At 60.0% G+C, this 11,546-nt stretch carries 13 protein-coding genes; 10 read left to right on the top strand and 3 right to left on the bottom strand.

The window, feature by feature from the left end:
- The 3 genes from RV1423_RS22105 to RV1423_RS22115 all read right to left on the bottom strand — a co-directional run.
- The coding region (locus tag RV1423_RS22105; protein WP_034301682.1) for an electron transfer flavoprotein subunit beta/FixA family protein at positions 1–589 on the bottom strand (589 nt) is incomplete at its 3' end.
- Between the two features lie 86 nt (positions 590–675).
- Positions 676–1,623, bottom strand: coding sequence for an IclR family transcriptional regulator (locus tag RV1423_RS22110; protein ID WP_231502475.1), 948 nt, complete (start codon positions 1,621–1,623; stop codon positions 676–678).
- Positions 1,610–2,485, bottom strand: a complete 876-nt coding sequence (locus RV1423_RS22115) for an IclR family transcriptional regulator (protein WP_034301478.1) — start codon at positions 2,483–2,485, stop codon at positions 1,610–1,612. Before RV1423_RS22115 ends, RV1423_RS22110 begins: the two co-directional genes overlap by 14 nt.
- 95 nt (positions 2,486–2,580) lie before the next feature.
- Between RV1423_RS22115 and RV1423_RS30020 the strand changes: the two genes are divergently transcribed.
- From RV1423_RS30020 to RV1423_RS22165, 10 genes are all read left to right on the top strand, one after another.
- Positions 2,581–3,018 (top strand): hypothetical protein, encoded by a 438-nt coding sequence (locus RV1423_RS30020; RefSeq protein ID WP_155835217.1) that lies wholly within the window; start codon positions 2,581–2,583, stop codon positions 3,016–3,018.
- A gap of 400 nt (positions 3,019–3,418) precedes the next feature.
- Complete coding sequence (locus RV1423_RS22125; RefSeq protein WP_034301688.1) at positions 3,419–4,324, top strand: SDR family oxidoreductase; 906 nt, start codon at positions 3,419–3,421, stop codon at positions 4,322–4,324.
- A gap of 39 nt (positions 4,325–4,363) precedes the next feature.
- Entirely contained in the window at positions 4,364–5,239 is an 876-nt protein-coding gene (locus RV1423_RS22130) for a MaoC/PaaZ C-terminal domain-containing protein (RefSeq protein ID WP_034301484.1), read from the top strand.
- A 77-nt stretch (positions 5,240–5,316) separates the two neighbouring features.
- Complete coding sequence (locus RV1423_RS22135) at positions 5,317–6,096, top strand: citryl-CoA lyase (protein ID WP_034301487.1); 780 nt, start codon at positions 5,317–5,319, stop codon at positions 6,094–6,096.
- Between the two features lie 26 nt (positions 6,097–6,122).
- Positions 6,123–6,914: an enoyl-CoA hydratase-related protein gene (locus tag RV1423_RS22140; protein WP_034301691.1), complete on the top strand. Its 792-nt coding sequence runs from the start codon at positions 6,123–6,125 to the stop codon at positions 6,912–6,914.
- Between the two features lie 160 nt (positions 6,915–7,074).
- Positions 7,075–8,208 carry an ABC transporter substrate-binding protein gene (locus RV1423_RS22145; RefSeq protein ID WP_034301491.1) on the top strand — a complete coding sequence of 378 codons (1,134 nt, stop codon included), beginning with the start codon at positions 7,075–7,077 and terminating at the stop codon, positions 8,206–8,208.
- Between the two features lie 26 nt (positions 8,209–8,234).
- Entirely contained in the window at positions 8,235–9,107 is an 873-nt protein-coding gene (locus tag RV1423_RS22150) for a branched-chain amino acid ABC transporter permease (protein WP_034301494.1), read from the top strand.
- Between the two features lie 14 nt (positions 9,108–9,121).
- Entirely contained in the window at positions 9,122–10,003 is an 882-nt protein-coding gene (locus tag RV1423_RS22155) for a branched-chain amino acid ABC transporter permease (protein WP_034301497.1), read from the top strand.
- The gene (locus tag RV1423_RS22160; protein WP_081768948.1) at positions 10,000–10,806 is read left to right on the top strand and encodes an ABC transporter ATP-binding protein; all 807 of its coding nucleotides are present in this window, start codon (positions 10,000–10,002) and stop codon (positions 10,804–10,806) included. The genes RV1423_RS22155 and RV1423_RS22160 overlap by 4 nt, the downstream gene beginning before the upstream one ends.
- The gene (locus tag RV1423_RS22165; RefSeq protein WP_051516851.1) at positions 10,803–11,546 is read left to right on the top strand and encodes an ABC transporter ATP-binding protein; all 744 of its coding nucleotides are present in this window, start codon (positions 10,803–10,805) and stop codon (positions 11,544–11,546) included. Before RV1423_RS22160 ends, RV1423_RS22165 begins: the two co-directional genes overlap by 4 nt.

The following is an 11,546-nucleotide window of genomic DNA, read 5'->3' on the forward strand; positions in this document are numbered from 1 at the left end:
TGGCTTTCATGATGTTGGGCAGGGTGACGTAGCGTGGCTCGTTCAGGCGCAGGTCGGTGGTCACGATGGCAGGTAAAGTCAGCGCCAGTGTTTCCAGGCCGCCGTCGACTTCACGCGTCACGGAGACCTTGCCGTCTTCCAGCACGACCTTGGAGGCGAACGTCGCTTGCGGCCAACCCAGCAGCGCCGCCAGCATCTGGCCGGTCTGGTTGCTGTCGTCGTCGATGGCTTGTTTGCCGAGGATGATCAGTTGCGGTTGTTCTTTGTCGGCCAGGGCTTTCAGCAACTTGGCCACGGCCAGCGGTTGCAGGTCCAGATCAGGGGCGGTTTCCACCAGGATGCCGCGGTCGGCGCCGATGGCCATGGCTGTGCGCAGGGTTTCCTGGCATTGCGTCACGCCGCAGGAAACAGCGATCACTTCGGTGACCTTGCCCGCTTCCTTCAGCCGCGTGGCTTCTTCCACCGCAATTTCGTCGAACGGGTTCATCGACATCTTGACGTTGGCGATGTCCACGCCGCTGCCGTCGCTCTTGACCCGTACTTTCACGTTGTAATCTACTACCCGCTTCACGGGGACTAATACTTTCATGTGTAGCTTTCCAGGTTGTTGAAATCTCGACGCGTGCACCGCGCAGCATCTGCAGGCGGACGCACAGTTTTCATCCGGGCTTCGGGTCAGAACAGACTGCTGTCGATCAGCTCCAGTTCCAGCGTCAGCAGCCGGGCCATCTTCATGAGCGCTGGGGCGAGTTCATCACGTATCACCGCGCTATCAGGAATCGACCCTACGGCGCTGCAGTTCAGTCCCATCACGACGGCTGGATTGCCGACTGCCAGCGGCACGCTGACAGCAAACGTATCGCGCTGGTATTCTCCCGCCGCCAGGCAATAACCATAGCTATCCAATTCACCGAAAGCACGCTCCATCTTGGCTACGACCTGCGGGCCATCGGTGCCGCTCTTTTTCCAGATGCCGAACAGCAGGCGTTGTCGTACCGCCGCCGGTTGCGCCCATACGTAGGCACGGCCGATGGAGCTGAGCGCCATCGGGACGGCGCGCGCCACGCCCAGACGCAGCGTCGCGATCTTGCTGCTGTTGCAGTACTGTACGTAAATCATGTCGAGCTGATCGGCCATCGCCAGTCCGACCGACATATCGTATTTATCGGCAAAGGCCTGCATGACAGGGCGCGCGATCCGCGGCAGCGGACTGTTGGCCAGATATTTCTGCCCCAGCCGCAAACCGCGCACGCCGATCTGCACCCGTACGCCATCCAGTGCGCGATTCAGATAACCCAGCGCAACCAGGGTCGAGATCAGCCGCGACACCGACGCCTTCGAATAGCCAGTGCGCCGTACCAGTTCAGCATGCGTGAGAGGTTTGGAACTGCCATAAAATACCTTGAGCAGTTTCAGCGCACGTTCCAGGGTATGGGTCGCCGTGGCCGTGTCCGCATCCACGTTGTCGCCACCGGTGCGCGGTCCCGATGCAGACGCCGCCGCAAGTTCCTGTGCAGGCTTGCCGTCATCGGCGGTGGCTGGCGTCGTCCGCTTGCGCAGTGTGGCTGTATTGCGGGTGCCTTCCGTTGCGTTTGCCGATGATTTCCTGTCACCCTTGAGCACGGCTCGCCTCCGTCCGTCGCAGGTGTTGCATCAGCTTGAGCATCTGCGGGCCGACCTTTTGTTCGATGCGCGCCCTGCTCAGCGTTTTTTCCTGCCCGGCGCACAGCAGCACCATCGGCGTGCGCTGGTTCAGCGTCAACGGCGCCGCCACCACGGTGATGTTCGGCCCCCAGTCGCCGGTGGAAATGCAATATGCCTTTTCGGCGATTTGCAGTTCGGCGTCGGTGATCTTCTGGCGCACAACCATCCAGTCGTCCCGCTTGTAATAACCGCGCATATGGTCAAGCAAATAGCTGCGCTCATTCTGATGCAGGCAGGCCAGCAAGGCCCAGCCGACCGGTGACGCCGCCATCGGCATATGCTCGCCCACGCCGAGTCCGACGGTGGCCGGATTGGACGCGCTGTGGCGGTTTTCGAACAAGATCATATCCAGGCCGTCGCGCCCGGCTAGCGCCACGAACACACCGTTGTCGTCGGCCAGTTTCTGCATCAGCGGCCGCGCCTGCTGGATGACATCGGTATCGACATTGGCCGCATAACCGAGACTAAGTACCGACACCGCCAGACGATATTTGCGCCGACGTTCGCAATAGGTCAGGTAGCCCAGTTGAGTGAGCGCCTGCGACATGCGCGAGACCGTGGCCTTGGGCAGATTGGTGCGGGTTGCAATGTCCTGATTGGCGAGCCAGTCGGCATCGCCAAGAAAGGCATCGAGTACGGTAAAGCCACGCTCCACCGGTTTGATCGGCAGGCCTCTGGATTCATTGTGCGCACCGTTCGGATAGTCCGGCGGATTGGGTGCGCGCAGCACGATGCGCACATCCTTGGCGCGTCGGGCCGGTTTGCGTGGCGCGACGTTCATGGCGGGAATGCGCAAAATTCATCGCATGCAGGATAGGGGCAGTGTGTGTTGGGCGAACAAAGCAGGCGCGTCGCAACGCGCAAAGCGGAATACATATGCACTCGGTCTCCTTGCCGATGCGCCCGTCCACCAATCATGAAGGAACTCAGGTTGGTGAATCCTGTGTTGCGCACCGGTATTGTCTGGCATGGTTGATTCAACTGACGACGACAAGATGCGGTAGCCGCGAAAGGCGGTCAATCGTGTTCCATTTTATGTTCCGTATAGTGGAATTTGCAAATGTGTTTTGGAAATTGTTCTTCCGTGCTGCAGCGCATGAGAGCTTGATTCCAGGCTGGCTGGAATTCTCTTCGGTGCTTGTCATGCAGGAGGAAAACGGTTTTCCTGTCAATGATGACGGCGTGGTTGCGGTCATCACCGGCAGATTCATCGTGCAGCGCAAAAAAATCATTTCCGCGCCAGAGCGTGCCGATGCAGAAAATGGAAAGCGTGCACTAATTCCAAAATACGGAACGCGAAAAATGTTCGCTTGACACTGATCCGGCACTTCCAGACTATACGGACATCGCAGCAACGGAAGCACAGTAACGGCTCCCGTGGAAGTCAAACCAGCCAGCGAAAAGGATTCATCAGGAATCGCAACAAGAATCACAAGACAAAGAGACGTGTGCTTGTTTCCGAGCGGAGACAAGGACAAAACGACAGCGGCATCAAGTTGATACGACAGGACGAATGGGCATGCTCCGGCTGCAATTGGAGCAACACGCCTATCGCCGGGCGGGTGCGCGATGCCGTCAGATACAAGCGGTCATTGCAGTTCCGTCCATCGGGATGAACCGGTTTCATGTTGTCCCGCTGATGGATCTGCCCGATGGCATTCCCTGCGCAATCAAGTGTGGGGCAACACAGGAAAGCACGATGAGCACTCAAAAAATGATGGAAGGGAAAGTTGTTATCGTTACCGGCGCGGGCGGCGGCATCGGTCGCGAGATCGCCCTGATGATGGCCCAGCATGGCGCCAGCGTGGTGGTCAACGATATCGGGGTCTCGCTATCCGGCGAAGGCGCCAATGCCGGGCCGGCGCAACAGGTGGTGGAAACGATCAAGGCCAGCGGCGGCATCGCCGTGGCCAATGCCGATAGCGTGGCGGATGCCGCCAGTGCCGGGCAGATCGTCGAATGCGCGTTGCAGAACTTCGGCCGCATCGATAGCGTCGTCAACAATGCCGGCATTCTGCGCGATGCGCTGTTTCACAAGATGAGCAATGATGAATGGGATGCGGTACTGAAGGTGCATCTCTATGGCGCCTACTACGTCAGTCGCGCCGCTGCGCGGTATTTCAGGGAACAACAATCCGGCAGCCTGGTGCACATGACTTCCACCTCCGGCCTGATCGGCAATCTGGCGCAGGCCAATTATTCCGCCGCCAAGATGGGGCTGACCGCCTTGTCGAAGTCGATTGCGCTGGACATGCAGAAATTCAATGTGCGCTCGAACTGCATCGCGCCGTTTGCATGGAGCCGCATGATCAGTTCGATTCCGGTCAACACGCAGGAACAACAGGAGCGCGTCGACAAGATCAAGCGCATGACGCCGGACAAGATCGCACCGCTGGCGGTGTATCTGGCCGGCGATGCTGCCGCCGACGTCAACGGCCAGGTGTTCACCGTGCGCAATAACGAGATATTCCTGATGAGTCAACCGCGTCCGTTGCGTTCGGTGCATCGCTCCGAGGGCTGGTCGCCGCAAACGGTCGCCGAACACGCGATACCGGCGCTCAAGGCCAGCTTCATTGCACTGGACCGTTCCGCCGACGTGTTCCAGTGGGACCCGATCTAAGTTGTCGGCAGCGAACATCAGCATCTCAAGAGAGTTTTCATGGCCATCGATTATCACAAGCTGAAAAACTGGAACTTCCCGGTGCTGGAACACAGCTATACCGAGAAGGACAGCATGCTGTACGCGCTCGGCGTAGGTGTCGGCGCGGAACCGACCTGCGCCGGTCAATTGCAGTTTGTCTATGAACCTGAACTCAAGACGCTGCCATGCATGGCGGTGATCATGGCGCATCCCGGCCTGTGGATGGGTCATCCGGAAACCGGTGTGGATCTGCTGAAAGTGGTGCATGGCGAGCAGAAGCTGCAATTGCATCGGCCGCTTCCCGTGGCCGGCTGCGTCACCGGACATTCACGCGTGATCGCCGTGGTCGACAAGGGCCGCGACAAGGGCGCCTTGCTGGTGGTCCAGCGCGAGATCCGGGACAAGCAAAGCGGTGAATTGCTGGCCACCGCGGAACAGACCAGTTTTTGCCGTGGAGACGGCGGATTCAGCGAACACGGGCAATTGAGCGATGCAGCACCGGCATCGGACAACAGTCCGTTGCCGGATCGTTCTCCCGATCTGATTTGCGATCTGCCGACCCGGCCGGAAGGCGCCTTGATCTACCGGCTCTCGGCTGACCGCAATCCTTTGCATGCCGATCCGGAAACAGCCAGGCAGGCTGGTTTTCCGGCACCGATACTACACGGCCTGGCGACTTACGGCGTGGCATGTCATGCGCTGCTGCGAGCCTGCTGCGACTACCGTCCGGAACGTCTGCGGTCGTTGGCCACGCGGTTTTCGGCGCCGGTCTTTCCGGGCGAAACCATCCGTACGGAAATCTGGCGCGACGGCGGTCATGTGCGTTTCCAGTCGCGCGTGCTGGAGCGCGCCAAACTGGTGTTGAGCAACGGCAGCGCGCAGGTCAGCGACTGAAGACATCACGGTATCGGTACCGATTACGGAAATATGGACAGCAACAATTGCATCGACTCACGATTTGCGGAGACAACATGACAGACAAGACTTCAAGCATCCGATCCGATATCGCCTACAGCACCCCGGATCGCATCATGGTGCGCGGCAAGAATTTGTCCAGCGAGATTCTGGGCAAAATGAACCTGGGCGACTTCGCCTATTTCCAACTCACCGGCAAGACCGCGACGCCGGAACAGTCGCGCGTCTTCAACGCGGTGCTGATCACGTTGGTCGAGCACGGCATCACGCCCAGCGCCATCGCTGCGCGCATGACCTATGCCGGTGCGCCCGAATCCCTGCAGGCGGCTGTCGCGGCAGGCCTGTGCGGACTTGGCACCGTCTTCGTCGGCACCACCGAAGGCTCGGCGCGCATGTTGTATGAAGCCTTCGCGGGAGCGGGCGACAATCCCGATCTGCAAGCGCTGGCGCAACAAACCGTCGCCGCCTACCGGGATCGCAAACAGATCATTCCGGGTTTGGGTCATCCGTTGCACAAGCCGATCGATCCGCGTACCCCGCGCTTGTTTCAGATCGCCGAAGAAAATGGCATGAGCGGCAAGCATGTGGAGCTGCTCAAGCTGATCGGCGCCGAGGCCGAGCGTGTCTCTGGAAAGGTATTGCCGATCAATGCCACCGGCGCGCTGGGCGCGATCTGCTGCGAGTTCGGTTTCCCCTGGAAGATCGTGCGCGGCTTCGGCGTCATGGCGCGCGCCATCGGTCTGGTCGGTCATATTCTTGAAGAATCGCAGGCGCCGATGGCACATGCGATCTGGCACGACGTCGAGGCGCGCGCCAGCGCTCATCTGCGCGATTGAGTCCGCGATAGAAAGAGACCATGACCATGAACGACGATTCCATCCTGTGCAGCTTTACCGACGGCGTGGCCAGCATCACGCTGAACCGGCCGGACAAGCTCAACAGCCTCAACGAACAGATGCATCGGCAGATTGCCGCGTTTCTCGATCGCATCGAAGCCGCGCCGGAGTTGCGTGTGCTGGTGCTGACCGGGGCCGGGCGCGCCTTCTGTTCCGGTCAGGACCAGAGCGACCGCAAGCCGTTGCCTCCCGGCCAGCGGCGCGACATGGGGCAGGCGCTGGAGCAATACTACAAACCGCTGGTGTTGCGCCTGCGCGCCTTGCCGGCGCCGGTGGTGTGCGCCATGAACGGACTTGCGGTCGGCGTCGGCGCATCGCTGGTGCTGGCATGCGACATCGTCATAGCCAAACGTTCCGCCTACTTCATCCAGGGGTTCACCAAACTCGGACTGATGCCGGACGGCGGCGCCACCCAGTTTCTGCCGCAATTGGTCGGTCCTGCGCGGGCCATCGGCATGGCCATGCTGAACGAGAAACTGGAGGCCGCGCAAGCCGCCGAATGGGGCTTGATCTGGCGCTGCGTGGACGATGCCGAGTTCGAGCAGGCCAGCGCCGCGCTCATCGCGCAACTGGCGCGCGCGGCCACGCGTGCCCTGGCGCTGACCAAACTGGCGATCTATGAAGCATCCAGCCATGTGCTGACGCGCCAGTTGGATCTGGAAATCCGCTCGCAACGGGAACTGGGCCTCACGCAAGATTATCTGGAAGGCGCGTCGGCGTTTCTGGAAAAGCGCGCAGCAGCATTCCAGGGAATGTGAATCGGACCTGAACTTGCGGATTCAGGTAGGGCAGCACACAAAGCATCAGGCAGTACCGCATCAGTCGCACAGCAAGGATGGTCCGGCATTCGCCGCGGCGATCAATCATAAAGGCGCCGGCTCAGCATGGCGCTAACGATAAGATGAAAAGGAGATCACGATGTCACAGTTCAAGAAGGTTCTCAGCGCCAGCATCCTGGCCTGCTCAATGCTTGCAGCTTCGGCCTCGCAGGCGGCCGACGTCACCATCGGCGCCTTGTTTCCGATGAGCGGACTCAATGCGTCGTACGGCGACATCTTCGGTTCCGGCGCCAATCTGGCTGCGGAACATGTCAATGCCGACAATCTGCTGAACGGCAAGCTGACGATCCAGTATGAAGACAGCCAGGCGCTGCCGCAGCAAGGCGTGATCGGCATGAACAAGCTGGTCAACGTGCAGAAGGTGCCGTACGTATTGTCGGCCTTCACCGGCGTATCCAAGGCGATTTCCACCATTGCCATGCGTACCAGGACTGTGGCGGTCAACGGCGGCGGCGTCGGTCCGGATCTGGCCGAACTGGGCGTTTATTTCTGGAACATCATCCCGCTGGCCAACTATGAAGTGCGCGCGATGATTCCTTATCTGGTCAACGAGCGCAAGTTGAAACGCATCGTCCTGGTCTATGTGGACGATCCGCTCGGCCAGTCGATCAAGAAGGAAATGGAAAGCGCCTTGCCGGCGGCCGGAGGACAGTTGCTGGAGGCGTTGTCGGTACCTGCCAGCGCGCAGCAGTTCGGCGGCATCGCGGCACGCGTGCGGGCGGACAATCCTGATGCGATCTATGTCGCGTCTTACGGTTCGCAACAGTCGCAGATCGTCAAGCAGTTCCGTGACAACGGCATCAAGCAGCAGTTCGCCAGCTACACTGCATTTTCGATTCCGGAAATCAATGCCCTGCCGGAAGCGGCTGGTTCGGTCTATACCTCGCAGAATATCGACTGGTCGTCGCCGGATCCGGTCACCAGGCGTTTTGTCGACGACTACAAGAAGAAGTACAACAAGATGCCGACCGCCTACATTGCCAATTACTACAATGCGGTGCGCGTGTTTGCCTTGCTGGCGCAGCAGTTGATCAAGAAGGGTTTGCCGGTGACCGGCGAAAACCTGCTCAAGCAACGCATTGAAACCAAGACCTTTGATCTGGTGGGCGGCAAGGTGACGATTGCGGAAAACGGCACCGTGACGATGGCCATGCAGATCAACGAAATCGACGGCAAGGGCGGCAAGGTTGTCAGTACTGCCGCTGCGAAATAACCGCAGCCAGGCGGAAGGACACATCTATGCTGCTGTTACAGTTGTTAATCAATGGCGTTCAGGTGGGAGCGTTGTACGCACTCATTGCGGTCGGGTTCTCGCTGATCTTCGGCTCGACCCGCATCTTCCACTTCGCGCACGGGTCAACCTTCACCATCGCCGCCTACACGTTCTACTATGCGCTGTCGGTGTTGCAAACACATTGGTTGTTTGCGGTACTGGCGGCCACTGCGGCAGCGGTATTGTTCGGGCTGGCATTGAATCGCTTTGTCTATGTGCCTATCCAGAAGCATGAAGGCTCGTTTTTCACGGTGTTCGTGGCCTCCTTCGGCATTGGCATCATTGTGCAGAATCTGTGCGGCATGTTGTTCGGACGCAGTTTCGTCTCGGTCAACACGCCGCTCAGCCGCAGCATGGAACTGCTGCCCGGACTGTTTGTTTCTCCGCTCTCGGGCATTGCCATCGCCATTGCCGTGCTGTTCTATTTTGGCCTGCAAATGTTCCTGATGCGCACGCACACCGGCATGGCGCTGCGCGCATTGTCGGACAATCCGGAACTGGTGCGCGCCTATGGCATGAGTCCGCGCCGTCTGTCCAACACCGTGTTTGCGCTGGGTTCCCTGCTGGTGGTGCCGGCGGCCTTGCTGTCGGCCGCCAGCACAGGGCTCAACCCGGCCATCGGCCATCACGTCATGCTCATCAGCCTGGCCGCGACCATCGTCGGCGGAGTCGGCAGTCTGCGCGGCGCCGCCTGCGCGGGACTGGTGCTGGGCCTGGCGGAAAATCTGGCCCTGGTCTATTTCGAGCCGCAGTGGAGCGAAGCGATCACCTTCATCGTGCTGTTCCTGTTCATTCTGTTCCGGCCATCGGGCTTGTTCGGCCGCGCCGCCGCGCACTAGTTTCAGAGGAAAACATGCTTGCTTATCTACTCAATCTGGCGACGCTGATCTGCATCAATGCGGTGCTGGCGATCACCCTCAATTTCATCATGGGCTATGCCGGCATCTTCTCGATTGCGCACGCCATCTTCTTTGGCGTCGGCGCCTACACCGCGGCCTATTTCGCGCTGCATGTCAGTGCCTCGATCTTCCTGGCGATACCGGCGGCCATGATCGTGGCGGGGCTGCTGTCGTTGGTGCTGGCGCTGCCGGCGCTGCGGGTGCGCGGCGAGTATTTCGTGGCGGCTTCGCTGGGCCTGCAGGTGTTGGGCGTGACCGTGTTTTCCGAATGGAAGTCGGTGACCGGCGGTCTGGGCGGCATGATCGGCATTCCGCCGGCAGAGCTGTTCGGTCATGCCATCACCGACCCGGTCGAGTTCCTGCTGTTGGCAGTATGCTGCCTGATTCCGGTGCTGGCGGCGACCACCTGGCTGCTGCGCACCAGTTTCGGCCGCAATCTGAAAGCCATCCGCGATAGCGAATCGGCTGCGCATGCCTTTGGCAAGAACGTGGCCTTTATCAAGACCCTGTCGGTGGTGATCTCGGCGGCGCTGGCGGCGGTCGCCGGCACGTTGTATGCGTTTTACATGAGTTTCATCAATGTCGAGAGTTTCATGCTGGATACTTCAGTGCTGCTCATGGCCATGGTCATCATCGGCGGCACCGGCACGCTGCTCGGCCCGTTGGTCGGGGCGGTGCTGCTGATGGTATTGCCGGGCCTGTTCAGCTACATGTCCTTCCTGCCGCAAACGGAAATCGGTTCCATCCAGCAGATTGCCTACGGTCTGGCGATGGTGCTGCTGATGATCTATCGTCCCGGCGGCATTGTCGGTTCCGGAAAAGGAAAAACAGCATGAACGCATTGTCCAGCTTAGATCAGATGACGGCCGCAGAACGGCCGGTCCAGGCCGGCGGAGAAGTGTTGCTGAGCATCCGCAATCTGCACAAGAGTTTTGGCGGCCTCAAGGTCACCAACGATGTCTCGCTTGATTTGCGCGCCGGCATCGTGACCACGCTGGTTGGTCCCAACGGTGCCGGCAAGACCACCTTGTTCAACCAGATCACCGGCCATCTGGTGCCGGATTCGGGCCAGATCCTGTGGCAAGGCCAGCCTCTCATCGGCAAGAAGCATTTCCAGATCAGCCGTCTGGGAGTGGCGCGCACCTTTCAGGATTTGCGCCTGTTCAGTCACATGAGCGTGGAAGAAAACATCCTGACCGTGATGGAGCCGATATCGTGGATCTGGCAACCGGGAGGGCGCAGCGGCCGCAGCGAGCGGCGCGACAAGGTCAACGACATCCTCCGGCGCACCGGGTTGTCGGCCAAGGCGCACATGCGCGCCATCGATCTGGCCTATGCCGAACGCAAGTTCCTGAGCATGGCGCGCATCATGGCCGCCGACGCCAAGATATGGCTGCTTGACGAACCGGCCTCCGGACTGGATCGCGGTTCCTATGAACTGTTTGTCGAGTTGTTGCGCAGTGAAGTCGGGAAGGGCGTCACGGTATGCATCATCGAGCACAACCTGGACATCGTGCTCGCCATTTCGGACCGGATCGCCTTTCTCGACCAGGGACGTTTGCTGGCCGACGGCCTGCCGGATGTCGTACTCAAAGACCCGCATCTGGCAGCCATCTATTTCGGAGATATGTCGGCATGAATGCAGCAGCTCAAATACAACATCAAACCAGTACGCTGGTACTGGAGACGCGCAGCCTGGTGGTTGGCTATGGCGGCAGACCGGTGCTGCAGGATTTCAACTTTTCCTTGCGTCCTGCCGAGGTGCTATGTCTGATCGGCCATAACGGCGCCGGCAAGTCGACCTTGCTCAAGACCTTGTTCGGACTCGTGGCGCGCCAGGGCGGCGACATCCTGTTGGACGGCGGCCAGTTGCACGCGGTGGAGCCGCGCAGCCTGACGGCGGCCGGCGTGGCGCTGGTGCCGGAAGGGCGCGGCATTTTCCCCGGACTGACGGTGGCCGAGACCATGAAGATGGGCTTGTGGGCCGCCGATGTGCCGCAGCAGGAACGCAGCGAACGCCTGGACTGGGTGTTGTCGGTACTGCCCGCGCTCAAGCAATTCTATGACCGGCGCGCAGGCAATCTGTCCGGCGGACAACAGCAGATGGTGTCGATCGGCCGCGCGCTGCTGAGTCGGCCGCGCTGCCTGCTGATGGATGAACCGTCCATCGGTCTGGCGCCCAAGCTGTTCCAGGATTTGTTGCAACCGATCCGGCAATTGCAGCTTGATACCGGCATGTCGATCTTGCTGGTGGAGCAGAACGTCAAGGAAGCCTTGAAAATCTCAGATCGTGTGGTGGTGATGAAATCGGGCGCCATCATCCGCGAAGCCCTACCCGAAGAATTGAATGACAACGCCAAGCTCATGGAGCTGTATTGA

Source organism: Herbaspirillum sp. RV1423, assembly GCF_000577615.1.
Lineage (GTDB): Bacteria > Pseudomonadota > Gammaproteobacteria > Burkholderiales > Burkholderiaceae_D > Herbaspirillum.

Bases quoted from the DNA above. Each gene is read 5' to 3' on its own strand.
- RV1423_RS22155 (WP_034301497.1), top strand. From the start codon at position 9,122: ATGCTTGCTTATCTACTCAATCTGGCGACGCTGATCTGCATCAATGCG.
- RV1423_RS22130 (WP_034301484.1), top strand. From the start codon at position 4,364: ATGGCCATCGATTATCACAAGCTGAAAAACTGGAACTTCCCGGTGCTG.
- RV1423_RS22135 (WP_034301487.1), top strand. From the start codon at position 5,317: ATGACAGACAAGACTTCAAGCATCCGATCCGATATCGCCTACAGCACC.
- RV1423_RS22160 (WP_081768948.1), top strand. From the start codon at position 10,000: ATGAACGCATTGTCCAGCTTAGATCAGATGACGGCCGCAGAACGGCCG.
- RV1423_RS22150 (WP_034301494.1), top strand. From the start codon at position 8,235: ATGCTGCTGTTACAGTTGTTAATCAATGGCGTTCAGGTGGGAGCGTTG.
- RV1423_RS30020 (WP_155835217.1), top strand. From the start codon at position 2,581: ATGCACTCGGTCTCCTTGCCGATGCGCCCGTCCACCAATCATGAAGGA.
- RV1423_RS22165 (WP_051516851.1), top strand. From the start codon at position 10,803: ATGAATGCAGCAGCTCAAATACAACATCAAACCAGTACGCTGGTACTG.
- RV1423_RS22140 (WP_034301691.1), top strand. From the start codon at position 6,123: ATGAACGACGATTCCATCCTGTGCAGCTTTACCGACGGCGTGGCCAGC.
- RV1423_RS22125 (WP_034301688.1), top strand. From the start codon at position 3,419: ATGATGGAAGGGAAAGTTGTTATCGTTACCGGCGCGGGCGGCGGCATC.
- RV1423_RS22145 (WP_034301491.1), top strand. From the start codon at position 7,075: ATGTCACAGTTCAAGAAGGTTCTCAGCGCCAGCATCCTGGCCTGCTCA.
- RV1423_RS22115 (WP_034301478.1), bottom strand. From the start codon at position 2,485: ATGAACGTCGCGCCACGCAAACCGGCCCGACGCGCCAAGGATGTGCGC.